This window comes from Pseudomonas sp. 2(2015) (assembly GCF_000955865.1).
In the GTDB taxonomy this organism is placed as follows: domain Bacteria; phylum Pseudomonadota; class Gammaproteobacteria; order Pseudomonadales; family Pseudomonadaceae; genus Aquipseudomonas.
The window spans coordinates 1-17,628 of sequence record NZ_JYOF01000004.1; the positions used below are offsets into that span (position 1 = coordinate 1).

General features: G+C 64.4%; 12 protein-coding genes. 9 read left to right on the plus strand and 3 right to left on the minus strand.

What is annotated here, in order from left to right; all coding sequences use genetic code 11:
- The first annotated feature begins 91 nt into the window (after window positions 1-91).
- From recC to UB48_RS08190, 6 genes are all read left to right on the plus strand, one after another.
- Entirely contained in the window at window positions 92-3,571 is a 3,480-nt protein-coding gene (recC, locus tag UB48_RS08165; RefSeq protein WP_045195808.1) for an exodeoxyribonuclease V subunit gamma, read from the plus strand.
- Window positions 3,568-7,257: an exodeoxyribonuclease V subunit beta gene (recB, locus tag UB48_RS08170; RefSeq protein WP_045195810.1), complete on the plus strand. Its 3,690-nt coding sequence runs from the start codon at window positions 3,568-3,570 to the stop codon at window positions 7,255-7,257. Before recC ends, recB begins: the two co-directional genes overlap by 4 nt.
- Window positions 7,254-9,335, plus strand: coding sequence for an exodeoxyribonuclease V subunit alpha (recD, locus tag UB48_RS08175; protein ID WP_045195812.1), 2,082 nt, complete (start codon window positions 7,254-7,256; stop codon window positions 9,333-9,335). The genes recB and recD overlap by 4 nt, the downstream gene beginning before the upstream one ends.
- Window positions 9,336-9,448: 113 nt before the next feature.
- The gene (locus UB48_RS08180; RefSeq protein WP_045195814.1) at window positions 9,449-10,024 is read left to right on the plus strand and encodes a YfiR family protein; all 576 of its coding nucleotides are present in this window, start codon (window positions 9,449-9,451) and stop codon (window positions 10,022-10,024) included.
- On the plus strand, window positions 10,021-11,292 hold the full coding sequence (locus tag UB48_RS08185; protein WP_045195816.1) for a diguanylate cyclase: 1,272 nt from the start codon (window positions 10,021-10,023) through the stop codon (window positions 11,290-11,292). The genes UB48_RS08180 and UB48_RS08185 overlap by 4 nt, the downstream gene beginning before the upstream one ends.
- A gap of 3 nt (window positions 11,293-11,295) precedes the next feature.
- Window positions 11,296-11,796, plus strand: coding sequence for an OmpA family protein (locus tag UB48_RS08190; RefSeq protein WP_082075421.1), 501 nt, complete (start codon window positions 11,296-11,298; stop codon window positions 11,794-11,796).
- Here the strand turns inward: UB48_RS08190 and UB48_RS08195 are convergent, their stop codons facing one another.
- Complete coding sequence (locus UB48_RS08195; RefSeq protein ID WP_045195818.1) at window positions 11,797-12,744, minus strand: LysR family transcriptional regulator; 948 nt, start codon at window positions 12,742-12,744, stop codon at window positions 11,797-11,799.
- Between the two features lie 136 nt (window positions 12,745-12,880).
- On the opposite strand from UB48_RS08195, the gene UB48_RS08200 reads away from it, so the two are divergent.
- Entirely contained in the window at window positions 12,881-14,407 is a 1,527-nt protein-coding gene (locus tag UB48_RS08200) for a CoA-acylating methylmalonate-semialdehyde dehydrogenase (protein WP_045195820.1), read from the plus strand.
- 10 nt (window positions 14,408-14,417) lie between these two features.
- The gene (mmsB, locus tag UB48_RS08205; protein WP_045195822.1) at window positions 14,418-15,305 is read left to right on the plus strand and encodes a 3-hydroxyisobutyrate dehydrogenase; all 888 of its coding nucleotides are present in this window, start codon (window positions 14,418-14,420) and stop codon (window positions 15,303-15,305) included.
- Between the two features lie 101 nt (window positions 15,306-15,406).
- Here the strand turns inward: mmsB and UB48_RS08210 are convergent, their stop codons facing one another.
- Window positions 15,407-15,751 (minus strand): cupin domain-containing protein, encoded by a 345-nt coding sequence (locus UB48_RS08210; RefSeq protein ID WP_045195824.1) that lies wholly within the window; start codon window positions 15,749-15,751, stop codon window positions 15,407-15,409.
- A 105-nt stretch (window positions 15,752-15,856) separates the two neighbouring features.
- Window positions 15,857-16,765 carry a LysR family transcriptional regulator gene (locus UB48_RS08215; protein WP_045195826.1) on the minus strand — a complete coding sequence of 303 codons (909 nt, stop codon included), beginning with the start codon at window positions 16,763-16,765 and terminating at the stop codon, window positions 15,857-15,859.
- A gap of 102 nt (window positions 16,766-16,867) precedes the next feature.
- Here UB48_RS08215 and UB48_RS08220 point away from each other — a divergent pair, with 102 nt between their 5' ends.
- On the plus strand, window positions 16,868-17,626 hold the full coding sequence (locus UB48_RS08220) for a TSUP family transporter (RefSeq protein ID WP_045196566.1): 759 nt from the start codon (window positions 16,868-16,870) through the stop codon (window positions 17,624-17,626).
- Window positions 17,627-17,628: the final 2 nt, after the last annotated feature.

The following is a 17,628-nucleotide window of genomic DNA, read 5'->3' on the forward strand; positions in this document are numbered from 1 at the left end:
GGGTTTTGTCTTTCTGGCTGTTGCACAACACAGTCAGGCTCGCCGAGCATGATAAGGTTTCCCTCTGCCCGCACAGCCTCAAGGATGCCCAATGCCGCACACAAACCCACTCCTACCAGGTTTCATGGTGGTTCACGGCAACCGCCTGGATGAACTGCGCAGCCTGGTGGTGAGCTGGATGCGGCGTTACCCGCTGGCACCGCTGGAAAACGAAATCGCCCTGGTGCAGAGCAACGGCATCGCCCAGTGGTTGAAGCTGGCCCTGGCCGAAGACCCTGAAGACGACGACCAGGGCGGCTGCGGCATCGCTGCGGCGGTCGAGGTGCAGCTGCCCGGCAGTTTCATGTGGCAGCTGTACCGCAAGGTGCTGGGCCGCGAAGAAATCCCCGAGGTGTCGCTGCTCGACAAGGCGCCGCTGACCTGGCGCTTGATGCGCCTGCTACCAGAGGTCATCGACAAGCCGCACTTCGAGCCCTTGCAGCGCTTTCTCACCGACGACAGCGACCTGCGCAAGCGCTACCAGCTGGCCGAGCGCCTGGCCGACCTGTTCGACCAGTACCAGGTGTATCGCGCCGACTGGCTCAAGGACTGGGCCGCTGGCCGTCATGTGCTCAATACCGCCCGTGGCGAATCCAAGCCGCTGCCGCCCGCCAACTGCTGGCAGGCCGAGCTGTGGCGCGCCTTGTTGCTGGATGTCGGCGAAGAGGGCATGGCCCAGAGCCGCGCCGGTGTGCACCAGCGCTTCATCGAACGGATCAACAGCCTGGAGCAGGCGCCCGCTGGCCTGCCGTCCCGGGTTATCGTTTTTGGTATTTCGTCGTTGCCTGCCCAGGCGCTGGAAGCCCTCGCCGGCCTGGCGCGTTTCAGCCAGGTGCTGCTTTGCGTGCACAACCCCTGCCGTCACCATTGGGCCGACATCGTCGCCGACAAGGACCTGTTGCGCCATCAGTACAAGCGCCAGCAACGCAAGCAGGGCATGCCCAGCCTGATTGACGCCGAAACCCTGCACCAGCACGCCCATCCCTTACTGGCAGCCTGGGGCAAGCAGGGCCGCGATTACATCAACCTGCTCGACAGCTACGACGACCCTGGCAGTTACCGCGCAGCCTTCAGCGACGGGCGTATCGACCTGTTCAGTGACAGCGAGCCCAAGACCCTGCTCAACCAGTTGCAGGACGATATTCTCGAGTTGCGCCCGTTGGCCGAAACCCGCGAGCTGTGGCCTGACGTCGATCCCGGCAAAGATCGCTCGGTGCGTTTTCATATCGGCCACAGCCCGCAACGTGAAGTGGAAATCCTCCACGACCAGTTGCTCGCCCGCTTCAGCGCCGATGCGGCGCTGCGCCCCCGCGACATCATCGTCATGCTCCCGGACATCAACACCTACGCGCCGCACATCCGCGCCGTGTTCGGCCAGCTCGACCGCAACGACCCGCGTTTCATCCCCTTCACCCTGACCGACCAGGGCCAGCGTGGCCGCGACCCGTTGCTGATCGCCCTGGAGCACCTGCTGAAGTTGCCCGACAGCCGTTTCGCCGTCAGCGAGATCCTCGATCTGCTCGATGTGCCGGCCTTGCGCGCGCGCTTCGCGATCAAGGAAAGCGACCTGCCGACCTTGCACCGTTGGATCGAAGGCGCGGGCATTCGCTGGGGGCTGAACGCCGAGCAACGCGCCGGTCTCGGTTTACCGGCGGACCTTGAACAGAACAGCTGGCGATTCGGCTTGCGACGCATGCTGCTGGGTTACGCCGTCGGTGTCGGCGAAGGATGCGACGGGATCGAGCCGTTCGATGAGATTGGCGGCCTGGATGCCGCCTTGATCGGCCCGTTGGTGGCCCTGCTCGATGCCCTGGAAATTGCCCACGAGCAGCTCTCCCAGGCGGCGACGGCTGCCGAGTGGGGCGAGCGCCTGCATGCCTTGCTGCAAGTGTTCTTCCTCGCCGAAACCGAGCATGATGACTATCTGTTAGTGCAACTGCAGACCCTGCGTGAGACCTGGTTGCAGACCTGCGAGTCGGTCGGCCTGCAAGACTTGCTGCCGCTCACCGTGGTCCGCGAAGCCTGGCTGGCCGGGCTCGACCAGGGCCGCTTGTCCCAGCGCTTTCTCGCAGGTTCGGTGAATTTCTGCACCTTGATGCCCATGCGCGCGATCCCGTTCAAGGTGGTTTGTTTACTCGGTATGAACGATGGCGACTATCCGCGTGCGCAGCCGCCGCTGGACTTCGACCTGATGGGCAGTGATTACCGTCCGGGTGATCGCTCGAGGCGCGAGGACGACCGCTACCTGTTGCTCGAGGCGCTGCTGTCGGCCCGTGATCAGTTGTACGTCAGTTGGGTCGGGCGCAGCATCCGCGACAACAGCGAACGCCCGGCCTCGGTGTTGATCGGCCAGTTGCGCGATCATCTGTCGGCAGGTTGGCGTCTGGCCGGTGCCGAGGTGGGCGGCAAGCTCAACGCCGGTGAGCAGTTGCTGCATGCGTTGACCGTGGAGCATCCGTTGCAGCCGTTCAGCGCCCGCTACTTTCACAAGGGCAGCAACCTGTTCAGCTATGCCCGTGAGTGGCGCTCCCTGCATCTGCCTGGCGAACAACAGCTCAGGCCTGAGGATGAGCTGCCGGCTTACAGCAGCGATGAACCGCTGACCCTGACCTTGCTGCAAGACTTCCTCCGCCATCCGGTACGGCACTTCTTCAGCCAGCGTTTGAAGGTGTTCTTCGAGTCGGTGGAAGCGCCCCTGGCCGATGAAGAGCCATTCGTGCTCGATGCCCTGCAGCGCTACAGCCTGAGTGAAAGCCTGCTGGCAGCAGCCCTGGCCGACCCGCAAGACAGCGAGCGGGCGCTGACCACCCAGGCCAGGCGCCTGCAGGGCTACGGGCTGCTGCCGCTGGCAGGTTTTGGTGAATGCCTGCAGGCCGAACTGATCGAGCCGTTGCCCGACCTGCTGCAGCGTTATCAACAGCTGCTGCAGCAGTGGCCGTTGCCTGTGGATAACGCCGTGCCGATCCGCTTCGAGTATCGCCAGCTCAAGCTTGAAGGCTGGTTGGGCCGGGTCTACCAGCGCGAAGACGAGTCCTTGCTAAGCATCACCACCTTGCCCAATGGCATCAGCAGTGGCCGCACCCTCAAGTGGCACCGGCTGACGCCAACCTGGGTCATGCACCTGGCCGCCTGTGCGGTGGACCTGAAGCTGCACAGCGCCGTGGTCGCCACCGACGTTACGCTATTGTTGGCGCCGCTCGAACAAGCCCGTGCCGCTGAACTGCTGGGCGACCTGTTACTGGCCCGGCAAACGGGCATGAACGCACCGCTACCGGTGGCGGTGAAAACGGCCTTTGCCTGGCTAGCCCAGAGCGATGCCGACAAAGCCCTGGCCGCAGCGGCCAAGGCCTACGACGGCGATGGCCAGAACAGCTTTGGCGAGCGCAGCGAAAGCACCGCGCTGGCCCGGCAGTTCAGCGATTTTGCTGCACTCAGTGCCAGTGAAGAATTCGAAGGCTGGTGCGAGGCCCTGTACCGCCCGATGTTCGAAGCGCCCTGGCAGACGCTGGGCAAAGAGGAGAGTGCTCGATGAGCCGTGGAGTTGCCCCTGCCCCCCTGGCCCTGACCTTTCCCCTGCACGGCAGCCAGCTTATCGAAGCCAGCGCCGGTACCGGCAAGACTTTCACTATCTCGGCGCTGTACCTGCGCCTGGTGCTCGGCCATGGCGGCGAGCAGGGCTTTGGCCGCGAACTGTTGCCGCCGCAGATTCTTGTCGTGACCTTTACCGACGCCGCCACCAAGGAGTTGCGCGAACGCATTCGTACTCGCCTGGCAGAAGCTGCGCGCTATTTCCGTGGCGAGTTGAGTGAAGCCGACCCTTTGCTTGAGCAACTGCGCGATGACTATGAGCCGTCGCTGTGGGCAGCGTGCGCCAATCGCCTGGACGTGGCCGCGCAATGGATGGACGAAGCCGCGGTGTCGACCATCCACAGTTGGTGCCAACGCATGCTGCGCGAGCACGCTTTCGACAGTGGCAGCCTGTTTACCCAGACCCTGGAAACCGACCACAGCGACCTGCTGGGCCAGGTCATGCGCGATTACTGGCGACGCTTCTGCTACAGCATGCAGGGCGATGCGCTGGCCTGGGTCCGAGCCCATTGGGTCAGCCCGGAAGCCTTGTTGCCACGGGTGCGCGCGTTGTTCGGCCGCCAGCGCATCGAGAGCGACGAAGAAGAGCCCCAGGCTTTGATTGAGGCGGTGCTGCAGCAGCGTACCGAGTTGCTGCAAACGCTCAAGGCACCCTGGGCGCAATGGTCCGACGAGTTGCTGCAGATCTGCCGGGACGGCCTGGCCGCCAAGCAGGTCGATGGGCGCAAGATGCAAGCACGCTATTTCGAGCCCTGGTGCGAGAAGCTCAAGGCCTGGGCCGAAGACCACCAGGCACTGGAGCTGGACCTGGGCACCGGGTTCAGCCGCTTTACCCGCGCCGGCATGGCCGAAGCCTGGAAGGGCGAACCGCCAGCGCACCCGGCATTGCAGGCAATGGAGGCGCTGCGCGACCAGCTTCAGGGCCTGCCCACGCCTGATGCCTGTCTGCTTGAGCACGCTGCGGCCTGGGTTGGCGCCCGCTTCGAGCAGGAAAAGCGCCGCCGCGCCGAAATGGGCTTCGACGACATGCTCCTGCGCCTCGACCATGCGCTGCACGGTGACGCCGGCGAGCGCCTGGCCGGGCTGATTCGCGAGCAGTTCCCGGTGGCGCTGATCGACGAATTCCAGGACACCGACCCGGTGCAGTACCGGATCTTCCAGCGCATCTACCGGATTGAAGAGAACGTCCGCGACACCGGCCTGTTCCTGATCGGCGACCCCAAGCAGGCGATCTATGCCTTCCGCGGCGCCGACATCTTCACTTACCTGGGGGCACGCCGGGCCACGGCCGGGCGCCTGCACAGCCTGGATACCAACTACCGCTCCAGCCAGGCCATGGTCACGGCGGTCAACCATGTGTTCATGCAGGCTGAAGTGCGTGAGTCGGGCCGTGGCGCCTTCTTGTTCCGTGACGGCAATGACAACCCGGTGCCGTTTCTCGAGGTCAAGGCCAAGGGCCGCAGCGAGCAATTGCAGGTCGATGGCGTGCCGGTGCCAGCACTCAACCTCTGGCAACTGATAAGTGAAGAACCGGTTTCCGGCGCCGTTTACCGGCAGCAGCAGGCTGCCAGCTGTGCCAGCCAAATCGTCGCCTTGCTCAATGGCGGACAGCAGGGGCGCAGCGGTTTCATGCAAGCCGATCAGTCGCTGCGTGGCTGCCTGCCTTCGGATATCGCCATCCTGGTGCGCGATGGCCGTGAGGCGCAGCTGATTCGCGGCGAACTGGCGGCTCGCGATGTGCGCAGTGTGTACCTCTCCGACAAGGATTCGGTATTCGCCGCCCAGGAGGCCCATGACTTGCTGGCCTGGCTCAAGGCCTGCGCCGAGCCGGATGCCGAGCGCCTGCTCAAGGCGGCACTTGCCAGCATCACCCTCAACCTGCCGCTCAGCGCCCTGGCGCAATTGAACCAGGATGAGCGGGTATGGGAGCGCTGGGTCATGCAGTTTCGCCAGTACCGGCTGATCTGGCGTAGCCAGGGTGTGCTGCCGATGCTGCGGCGCCTGCTGCACGATTTCGACTTGCCTCAAGTGTTGATGGCCCGCAGTGATGGCGAGCGGGTGCTGACCAACCTGCTGCACCTTGCCGAACTGCTGCAACAGGCGGCCACCGAGCTGGATGGCGAGCAGGCGTTGATTCGCCACCTGGGCGAGCACCTGGCCAGCTCGGGTCAGGCTGGCGAAGAGCAGATCCTGCGCCTGGAAAGCGACGAACAACTGGTCAAGGTGGTAACCATCCACAAATCCAAAGGCCTGGAATACCCCCTGGTGTTCCTGCCCTTCATCTGCACCAGCAAGCCGGTCGATGGCTCGCGCTTGCCCCTGGCCTGGCACGACGGCGAAGGCCAGGCGCACCTGACCCTGACCCCTGATGCCGAACAGATCGCCCTGGCTGACGACGAGCGCCTGGCCGAAGACCTGCGCCTGCTGTACGTGGCCTTGACCCGCGCCCAGCATGCTTGCTGGCTCGGTGTTGCCGACCTCAAGCGTGGCACCGGCAAGGCCTCGACCCTGCATCGCTCGGCCCTGGGTTACCTGTTGGGTGGCGGCACGCCCCTGGCGGCTTCGACCCAACTGGGTGATTGGCTGCAGGCCTTGCAGTCCGGCTGCCCGGCCATCGCCAGCATCGATTTGCCAGCGCCGGATGAACAGGCCTACAGCGCCCCGCGCAACCAGGCCGAACTGCTGCCTGCACGCCAGCCCAAACGCCGGGCTGCGGAGAACTGGTGGATCGCCTCCTACAGTGCTTTGCGCATCGGCGAAGAGGCCATGACCCTGGCAGCCGACAGCTCTCAGGCGCAACAACTGCTCGATGACGAGCGGCCTGACGCGCAGCAGCTGCGTGAAGTGATGCCCGGTAGTGGCGACATCCACCGCTTCCCGCGCGGGCCGAACCCCGGCACCTTCCTCCACGGCTTGCTTGAGTGGGCCGGGCACGAAGGGTTCGCCCAGGTCAGCGCCGACCCCGAGCAATTGACCCGCACCGTCGGCCAGCGCTGCAACCGCCGCGACTGGACCGGCTGGATCCCGACCCTCAGCCAGTGGTTGCAGGAACTGCTCGCACAGCCCATGGCCCTGGCACCTGATAGCTCACCGTTGTCCTTGAGCCAGCTAAGCCAGTACCAGATCGAAATGGAGTTCTGGTTCGCCAGCCACAAGGTCGATGTCGGCCGGCTCGACCAGCTGGTGTGCGAATACACCCATCAGGGCGTCGCGCGCCTGGCTGCGCAACCGGCGCTGCTCAATGGCATGTTCAAGGGTTTTATCGACCTGGCCTTCGAACACGACGGCCGTTATTACGTGGCGGACTACAAATCCAACTGGCTGGGGCCTGATGACCTGGCCTACAGCGAACTGGCCATGGAAGGCGCGATCCTCAGCCACCGCTATGACCTGCAATACGTGCTCTACCTGCTGGCCCTGCATCGCCAGTTGCGCGCGCGGCTGCCGGGTTATGACTACGACCTGCATGTCGGCGGGGCACTGTTCATCTTCCTGCGTGGCGTCGATTCGGCTTCTCGCGGCCTGTATTTCGTCAAGCCACCGCGTGAGCTGATCGAGCAGCTCGATGCGCTGTTCCGCGGCGTCAGCGCCCCGCAGCAACACGACCTGTTTTTCGGAGACGCCCCATGAGCCGTAGCCTCGACGACCTGTTGCCGACGCCGCTGGATGCCGGCCACCTGGCGGCACTGCAGCCGCTGAGCAAGGGCGCAGACCTGCTGGCCTTGCTTGATCGCTGGGTCGAGCGTGGCTGGTTGCGTGCCCTGGACCGGGCCTTTGTGAGTTTCCTCGGTGAGCGCGACCCTGGCGGCGAGCCCTTGGTGCTGCTGGCGGCGGCCCTGGCCAGTCATCAGCTGGGCCACGGGCATGTCTGCCTCGACCTGGGTGAAACTTTGGCCGAGCCGGATTTTGCCCTGTCGCTGCCGCCGGAGGGGGACGCCCTGGCCGGGCCATTGCTGTTGCCCTCGCAACTGCTCGAGCGCCTGACCCTCGACACCTGGCTGCAGCAACTGGGCCGCAGCCGGTTGGTGGCCCATGGCAACAACAGTGAAGACAGCGCCCGCCCGCTGGTGCTCAATGGCCAGCGCCTGTACCTGCGCCGTTACTGGGCCTACGAGCGGCGTATCGACAACGCCTTGCGCGAGCGCCTGCAGCAGGTCGAGCCAACCCCGGCGGACCTCTCGGCGCGGCTGGCGCAACTGTTCGAGGGTGGCGTTCCTGGCGCTCAGGTGGACTGGCAAAAGCTGGCCTGTGCCCTGGCCACCCGCAGCGCCTTCAGCATCATTACCGGCGGCCCGGGTACCGGTAAAACCACCACGGTGGTGCGTTTGCTGGCCCTGTTGCAGGCGCCTGCGGTGGAGGCGGGGCGACCGCTGCGCATTCGCCTGGCGGCACCCACCGGCAAGGCCGCCGCGCGCCTGACCGAGTCCATCGGCCAGCAGGTCGAGCGCCTGGCGGTGGCTGTCGAGGTCCGAGACAACATTCCCACCGACGTCTCCACTGTTCACCGTCTGCTCGGCAGCCGCCCGGGCTCACGGCATTTCCGGCACCATGCCGGCAACCCGCTGCCGCTGGATGTGCTGGTGGTCGACGAAGCCTCGATGATCGACCTGGAGATGATGGCCAACCTGCTTGGCGCCTTGCCGCCCCATGCGCGCCTGGTGCTGCTGGGCGACAAGGACCAGCTTGCTTCGGTGGAAGCCGGCGCGGTACTCGGTGACCTGTGCCGCGATGCCGAGGCCGGGCGCTACAGCCCCGAGACCCAGGCCTGGCTGGAGCAGGTCAGTGGTGAAACCCTGGCGGGCAGCGAACTGCTGCCGGGCAGCGCCGGGCAGTATCCGCTGGCGCAGCAAGTGGTGATGCTGCGCTACTCGCGGCGCTTTGGCGAAGGCAGCGGCATTGGCCAGCTGGCACGCCTGGTCAACCGCCAGGAGGCCGATCAGGCCCGGGCCCTGCTCAACCAGAAACAGGACGATGTGTTTGCCCTGACCCTGCGCGGTGAGCAGGACCGCAACTTCGATCGCTTGCTGCTCGAAGGCCTGGGCCGTGGCAGTGATGGCCCCCAGGGTTATCGCAGCTACCTGCAAACCCTTCGCCAGCAGCGCCCGCAACCTGGTACGCCGGTGGATGATCCACGCTGGGAAACCTGGGCCATGCAGGTGTTGCAGGGCTTCGAGACCTTTCAGTTGCTGTGTGCCGTGCGCAAGGGGGCCTGGGGTGTCGAAGGCCTGAACCAGCGGGTCAGCCGGGTGCTCGGCGCGGCGGGGCTGATCGACAGTGAGCAGCCCTGGTATGAAGGCCGCCCGGTACTGATGACCCGCAACGACTACAGCCTGGGTTTGATGAACGGTGATATCGGCATCGCCCTGCGCCTGCCCGATGAGCAGCATGAGGGGCAACAGGTACTGCGCGTGGCTTTTGCCCGCAACGACGGGCACGGCGGCGTGCGTTTCGTCTTGCCGAGCCGGCTCAATGAAGTCGAAACCGTGTTCGCCATGACCGTGCACAAGTCCCAGGGCTCGGAGTTCACCCACACCGCGCTGGTGCTTCCAGACGCCCTGAACCCGGTTTTGACCAAGGAGTTGATCTACACCGGTATCACCCGGGCCAAGACCTGCTTTAGTTTGATCGAGCCACGCCAGGGCGTGTTTGAAGACGCGGTGCGGCGTAAGGTCAAACGTATCTCGGGGCTGATGCTGGAGCAGGTTTAAGCACGGCGATTCGGCCTATTACCGGATCGCCGGGGAGGTGCTCCCTCGCTGGAAAATCGGCCTCTGTGCTATCGTTGCGGCATCATCCTGCGTGGTTTTAAGAGATTTCCCTCATGAATGTGGCCGCCCCGACATCGGGACGTGTGACGAGCCTGACGCGTTCGCTGCTGGCCGCGATGCTGTTGCTGTTCGCCGCGCAGGCCGGTGCCGAGGCTGAGGTCACGTCGAACCTGGCCGAGCAGCGAGCCAAGGCAGTCACCCAGGTTGTGCTGGGTATCCTCAGTTACGCACGCTGGCCGGTTGAGCCGGCACAACTGCGCCTGTGCCTGATCGGCCCGACCGAATATGCCGACGATCTGGTCAAAGGCACCACCCAGGCCACCGGTCGCCCGGTGCTGGTGCGCCGCTTGCTGGCCAGCGACCCGCGCATCGCCAATGAGTGCGATGCGATCTATATCGGCAAGCTCAGCCAGGACGAACGTAGCCGGTTGTTCACGGCGTTGAGCGGTCATCCGGTGCTGAGCATGAGCGAGGCCGATGACCCGTGCACGGTCGGCAGCCTGTTCTGCCTGCGGGTCGGCGATCGCCAGGTAGCGTTCGACGTCAACCTCGACTCGGTGGCGCGCAGCGGCGTGCGCATCCACCCCAGCGTGCTGCAGCTCTCGCGGCGGCGGGCGGCGCAACCATGATCGGCTTTGGCAAGGGGCGCGAGCGCCCGACCCTGCGTGCCGTGCTTGGTCGCCGCCACCTGAGCGTGGCGCTGCTTGCCGTCGGCCTTGCCGGGGTCTCGCTGACCCTGCTCGGCGTGCTGGCCTTGCGCGTTTACGCCAATCACAACCTGCACCTGATTGCCCGTTCGATCAATTACACCGTGGAAGCGGCAGTGGTGTTCAACGACGCCGGTGCGGCCAACGAAGCGCTGGCGTTGATTGCCACCACGGAAGAAGTCGCCGACGTCAAGGTGTTCGACGACAATGGCGAGCTGCTGGCGCGCTGGCAGCGCAATGACAGCGGCCTGCTGGCGCAGACCGAGCAACTGATCGCCCGCAGCCTCCTGGAAGAGCCGATCATTCTGCCGGTGCTGCACCAGGGCCAGCAGGTCGGGCGTATCGAACTGGTGGGGCAGGGCGGCAGCCTGGTGCGCTTCCTGCTCAGCGGCCTGGCCGGGATCCTGTTGTGCACGGCGCTCAGCGCTTTCAGTGCGCTGTACCTGTCGCGGCGAATGTTCGGCGACATCGTCGGGCCGCTGCGCAGCCTGGCCAACGTCGCCCATGCTGCGCGCCGCGAGCGCAGCTTCGACCGCCGCGTGCCACCGGCGCAGATCGCCGAGCTCAACGAGCTGGGCAACGACTTCAACGCCTTGCTTGACGAGCTGGAGTCGTGGCAGAGCCACCTGCAGAGCGAGAACGAAAGCCTGGCCCATCAGGCCAGCCACGACAGCCTCACCGGCTTGCCGAACCGGGCGTTTTTCGAAGGCCGCCTGAGCCGCACTCTGCGCAATGCGCAAAAGCACAATGAACACCTGGCCTTGCTGTTTCTCGACAGCGACAACTTCAAGGAGGTCAACGACAACTTTGGCCACGCCGCTGGCGATGAAGTGCTGATCAGCGTGGCCACCCGGGTGCGTGCGCAGCTTCGTGAAAATGATCTGGTGGCTCGCCTGGGCGGTGACGAATTCGCCGTGCTGCTGGCGCCACTGCACGCGCACGAAGACGCCCGGCGCATCGCCGAGAAGATTGCCGCCAGCATGAAACTGCCAATCCGCCTGAGCGAAGGGCAGATCATCGTCACGTCGCTGAGCATCGGTATTGCCTATTTTCCCGACGACGGCGGTAATCCTTCCGACCTCCTCAATGCCGCTGATGCGGCGATGTATCAGGCCAAGCGCAACTTGCGTGGCCAGGGGCAAATGGCAGAGCCGGAGCGCTCTGCTCATCATGTAAAAAACAGGAGCTGAACCGTGATTCACTTGAGCCAACGACTACGTTTTCATTTTATCTGCCTGGCCCTGGCGTTGTTCGCCCTGGGCGGCTGCCAGAGCGTGCCACCCAAAGGGCTGACCGCCGAACAGATTGCCCTGCTCAAGCAGGAGGGTTTCCAGCTCACCGATGAAGGCTGGGAATTCGGCCTGTCGAGCAAGGTACTGTTCGGCAGCGATGTCGACACCCTCAACCCCCAGAGCCGGACGATTGTCGAGCGCATCGGCAAGTCGCTGCTGTCGGTGAACATCCAGCGCGTGCGGGTCGACGGCCATACCGATGCCTCGGGCCGCGCGGCCTACAACGAACAACTGTCCAAGCGTCGGGCACAGAGCGTGGCCAATGTGCTGGTCGGCGTCGGCATGCGTCCCGAGAACGTCGAAACCCGCGGCCTGGGCAGCAGCGAGCCGGTGGCCAGCAACGACACCCGCGCCGGGCGCCTGGAAAACCGCCGGGTGTCGATTGTGGTCGCCTCCGACTGATCAGTCGGCAAAGCTCATCGCGCGCGACTCGCCCATCAGCAGCGGGGTGTTGCGCTCGGTGACATCGCGGATGTAATCCCACAACAGGGTGATCCGCTTCAACTTCCTCAAATCCTCCCGGCAGTACATCCAGAACTGCCGGGTAATCTCGACCTCCTCCGGCAGTATCGCCACCAGGCGCGGGTCCTGTGCGGCCAGGAAACACGGCAGGATCGCCAGGCCGCGACCCTGCTGGGCCGCTACATACTGGGCGATCACGCTGGTGCTGCGCAGGTTGGCGCTGGCGGCCGGGATCAGGTTGGCCAGGTACAGAAGCTCGGAACTGAAAGCCAGGTCGTCGACATAGCTGATGAACTGATGGCGGGCCAGGTCGCTGCTGCGGGTGATCGGCTCGTGGCTGTCCAGGTATTCCTGGGTGGCGTAAAGGCGCAGGCGGTAGTCGCACAGTTTGCAGCACACGTAGGGCCCGTGTTCCGGGCGCTCGAGGGCGATGACGATGTCGGCCTCGCGCTTGGACAGGCTGATAAAGTGCGGCAGCGGCAGGATGTCCACCGAGATTGCCGGGTAGGCATCAACGAAATGGCTCAGCTGCGGGGTGACGAAGAAGCTGCCGAAACCTTCGGTGCAGCCCATGCGCACATGCCCTGACAACGCCACGCCGGAGCCGGAAACCTGCTCGCAGGCCATGTGCAGGGTGCTTTCGATCGACTCGGCATAGCTGAGCAGGCGCTGGCCTTCGGCGGTGAGCACAAAACCGTTGGTCCGCGACTTTTCGAACAGCAAAGTGCCCAACGCCACTTCCAGCGAACTGATCCGCCGCGACACCGTGGTGTAGTCGACGCCCAGGCGTTTGGCCGCGCTACTGGCCTTGCGGGTACGCGCCACTTCAAGGAAAAACTTCAGGTCATCCCAGTTCAGCGACCCCAGGGAGGTGATGTTTTTTTGCATGTTGGTCCGGCTTTTATGTGCGTTCTTATTAGATGTTTGCACATCTATACTCCAAAAAAGCCCTGGACCCAAGCGCCCGCCGTGGCTGACCCGGTGGCGTCGATCTCTCCCTAACAACAATTTCAGGAGAACGCACATGAACGCATCCCTTACTCCCGGCCAGACCAAGGTCGAGCAGGTCAAGCTGCTGATTGACGGCCAATGGGTCGAATCGAAAACCAGCGAATGGCGCGACGTGGTCAACCCGGCCACCCAGCAAGTGCTGGCCCGCGTCCCCTTCGCCACCGCCGAAGAAGTCGACGCCGCCATCGCCGCCGGCCAGCGTGCGTTCAAGACCTGGCGCGACACCCCGATCGGCGCGCGCATGCGCATCATGCTCAAGCTGCAGGCGCTGATCCGCGAACACTCCAAGCGCATCGCCGTAGTCCTCAGCGCTGAACAGGGTAAGACCATTGCCGACGCCGAAGGCGATATCTTCCGCGGCCTGGAAGTGGTCGAGCATGCCTGCAGCATCGGCACCTTGCAGATGGGCGAGTTCGCCGAAAACGTTGCCGGTGGCGTCGACACCTACACCCTGCGCCAGCCGATCGGCGTCTGCGCCGGTATCACCCCGTTCAACTTCCCGGCGATGATCCCGCTGTGGATGTTCCCGATGGCCATCGTCTGCGGCAACACTTTCGTGCTCAAACCGTCCGAACAGGACCCGCTGTCGACCATGCTGCTGGTGGAGCTGGCGGTCGAAGCCGGTGTGCCGGCCGGCGTGCTCAACGTCGTCCATGGTGGCAAGCAGGTGGTCGATGCGCTGTGCACCCATACCGATATCAAGGCGATCTCTTTCGTTGGCTCCACCGAGGTCGGCACCCACGTCTACAACCTGGCTGGCCAGCACGGCAAGCGCGTGCAATCGATGATGGGCGCCAAGAACCACGCCGTGGTGCTGCCGGACGCCAATCGCACGCAAACCCTCAATGCCCTGGTTGGTGCCGGTTTCGGCGCGGCTGGCCAGCGCTGCATGGCCACCTCGGTAGCGGTGCTGGTGGGCAAAGCCCGCGAGTGGCTGCCGGAGCTCAAGGCGCTGGCGTCCCAGCTCAAGGTCAACGCTGGCAGCGAGCCGGGCACCGATGTCGGCCCGCTGATTTCCAAGCGCGCCAAGGAACGGGTGCTGGGCCTGATCGAAAGCGGCATCAAGGAAGGTGCCAAGCTTGAGCTCGACGGCCGCGAAGTCAGCGTGCCGGGCTATGAACAGGGCAACTTCGTCGGCCCGACCCTGTTCTCCGGGGTGACCACCGACATGCAGATCTACACCCAGGAAATCTTCGGCCCGGTGCTGGTGGTGCTGGAAGTCGACACCCTCGACGAAGCCATTGCCCTGATCAACCGCAACCCGTTCGGCAACGGTACCGGCCTGTTCACCCAGAGCGGCGCGGCGGCGCGCAAGTTCCAGAACGAGATCGACGTCGGCCAGGTCGGCATCAACATCCCGATCCCGGTGCCGGTACCGTTCTTCAGCTTCACCGGCTCGCGCGGCTCCAAGCTCGGCGATCTGGGCCCGTACGGCAAACAAGTGGTGCAGTTCTACACTCAGACCAAGACTGTCACCAGCCGCTGGTTCGATGATGACAGCGTCAACGATGGCGTGAACACCACCATCAGCCTGCGCTAAGGAGCTCATCATGCGTATTGCATTCATCGGCTTGGGCAACATGGGCGCGCCCATGGCCCGCAACCTGATCAAGGCCGGGCATCAGCTGAACCTGTTCGACCTGAACAAGACCGTGCTGGCAGAGCTTGCCGAGCTCGGCGGGCAGATCAGCAGCTCGCCGCGCGATGCCGCGCAGCAGAGCGAACTGGTGATCACCATGCTGCCGGCCGCCGCCCATGTGCGCGGCGTGTACCTCAACGAAGATGGTGTGCTGGCTGGGGTAAAGGCCGGGACCCCGGTGGTCGACTGCAGCACCATCGACCCGCAGACCGCCCGTGACGTAGCAGCCGCAGCGGCCAAACAGGGCGTTGACCTTGCCGATGCGCCGGTGTCCGGTGGTACCGGCGGTGCCGCAGCCGGCACCCTGACCTTCATGGTCGGCGCCAGCGATACGCTGTTTGCCACCTTGCAGCCGGTGCTGGCGCAGATGGGCCGCAACATCGTCCACTGCGGCGAAGTCGGCACCGGGCAGATCGCCAAGATCTGCAACAACCTGCTACTGGGAATCTCGATGATCGGCGTGTCCGAAGCCATGGCGTTGGGCAACGCGTTGGGGATCGACACCAAAGTCCTGGCCGGGATCATCAACAGCTCGACCGGCCGTTGCTGGAGTTCGGACACTTACAACCCGTGGCCGGGCATCATCGACACGGCCCCGGCATCGCGTGGCTATACCGGTGGCTTTGGTGCCGAGCTGATGCTCAAGGACCTGGGCCTGGCAACTGAAGCCGCGCGTCAGGCACACCAGCCGGTGATTCTCGGCGCAGTGGCCCAGCAGCTGTACCAGGCCATGAGTTTGCGCGGCGAGGGTGGCAAGGATTTCTCGGCGATTGTCGAAGGTTATCGCAAGCCCGAGTAAAAGAGCATCGCCAGCAAGGCTGGCTCCCACAGGTACTGCGCACACCTAACTCTGTGGGGGCTGGCCTTGCCAGCGATGGGCCGCCAAGGCAGCCCCAACGGTCAGGCAAAGACGAAGTACTTGCGCACCGTCTCCACCACCTCCCAGGTGCCTTTCATCCCAGGTTCGATGACGAACACGTCACCGGCCTTCAAATGTACCGGCTGCTCACCTTCCGGGGTGATCACGCAGTAGCCGTCGAGAAAGTGGCAATACTCCCACTTCTCGTAATGGACCTGGAACTTGCCCGGCGTACAGATCCAGGTGCCCATGATCTTGCTGCCATCGGCCGACACATAGGCGTTGAGGTTGACGGTGTGCGGGTCGCCGCCGATGCGTTGCCACTTGGTCGCATCCAGCACGGGGGTAGGGCAGGTCTCGCGCAGCACGGTGATGAAATCGGACATTCCAGGCTCCAGAGGTTGACTCAAAGGTCCATCACCATAGGCGCGATCGGCGCCGGGCAGATGTCTGGTCTCGACCTTTGGCTGTCTGGGAGCGCAAACCTGCGATTAGCGCTCGAGGCTGTCACCAAAACCGCGGATCACTTCCAGCAGCGCCTTGACCCGTTGCGGCAAGCTGCCGGCCGGGTACACCGCGTGCATTTGCGGGCTGTCGCCGTTGCTGGCGGTCAGCCGGTACTCGGCACAAACCCGCTGCAAGCGCCCTGCCTGCACCTCGGGTTCGGCCAGCCAGTCGGCCAGGCGGGCGATGCCGACGCCGGCCAGGGCGGCCTGGAATACAGCGATCCCGGAGCTGAAGCGAAACTTTGGATGCACCCGCAGGCTGACGGCCTGGTCGGCGCTGCGAAACTGCCATTCCTTGAGGATCCGCGGCGCGGTATGCAGGATCAGCGCGTGTGTTTCCAGCGCCTCGATTGATGCGGGCATGCCGTGTTTTTGAAGGTAGGCAGGGCTGGCATACAAGGAGCGCGAGTAGCGCCACAGCGGATAACCGATCAGTTCGCTGTCCTGGGCAAAGGCGCCACGAATGGCGAAGTCCAGTTTGCTCTTGGCCGGGTCGATCGGCTCGTCGCTGAAGATCACATCGACGTTCACCTGCGGGTAGCGTTCGCCATATCGCGCAATCAGGCCAGGCAATACCGGCGCCAGTGATTCGGGGGCGCAGAACCGTACCCAGCCGGAGGCCAGGCCGCTGAGCCCGGCCAGCTCTTCATCGGCCTCGCGTTGCAGATCAAGCATCTTGTTGGCATAGGGCAGCAGGCGCTCGCCGGCTTCGGTGAGGCTCACGGCATTGGCCGAACGGTTGAACAATTTGGCCCCGGCGTTGACCTCAAGGGCCTGCACCGCGCGGGTTACAGTGCTGGGCGAACGACCCAGGGCGCGTGCCGCGGCGACGAAGCTGCGCTTGCGGGCAACCATTGCGAAGGCTTCCAGCTCCGCGAGCATATCCAGGGCCATGCACTACCTCGTTGCAGTTTTTGCAATATGGCATTGCAACACAAAACCCGGCCGTTGGTTAACCTTGGCGCGCCCTTCTTTGACTGCCAGAGCCTGAAACCCATGGTCGATATCGTTGTGCTTTGCGTGTTTGCCTTTGCCGCCGGGCTGATCGATGCGGCAGTCGGTGGTGGCGGGCTGATCCAGATTCCGGCGCTGTTCAACGTGCTGCCGGCGTCGCCCCCGGCTGCCTTGCTGGGCACCAACAAGGTTGCCTCGGCCTGCGGCACGGCGTTTGCCGCCCGCTCGTTCGTGCGCAAGGTGGTGATCGACTGGGGGCTGGTGGTTCCGGCGGCCTGTGCGGCCTTTGCCATGGCCTTCGTCGGCGCCGCCACGGTATCGCTGGTGCCGCAAGGGCTGATGCGCCCGGCGGTACTGGTGTTGATCGTGCTGATGGCGATCTACACCTTCTGGAAAAAGGACTTCGGTGCCCTGCACAAACCGATGCGCATCGGCACCCGCGAAAAATTGCTGGCGATCGTCATCGGCGGCGCCATCGGTTTTTACGATGGCCTGTTCGGACCGGGCACCGGCAGCTTTCTGATCTTCCTGTTCATTCGCTGCTTCGCCTTCGACTTCCTGCATGCCTCGGCGTCGGCGAAACTGGTGAACATCGCCACCAACGTCGCCGCACTGATGTTCTTCATTCCCACCGGCAACGTGCTCTACCTGATCGCCATTCCCATGGCCGCCTTCAACATCCTTGGCGCGCTGACTGGCACCTGGCTGGCAGTGCGCAAGGGCGTACCCTTCGTGCGCGCGCTGTTCCTGGTGTTGCTGCTGATACTGATCGGCAAGCTGTCCTACGATCTGTTGGTATAACG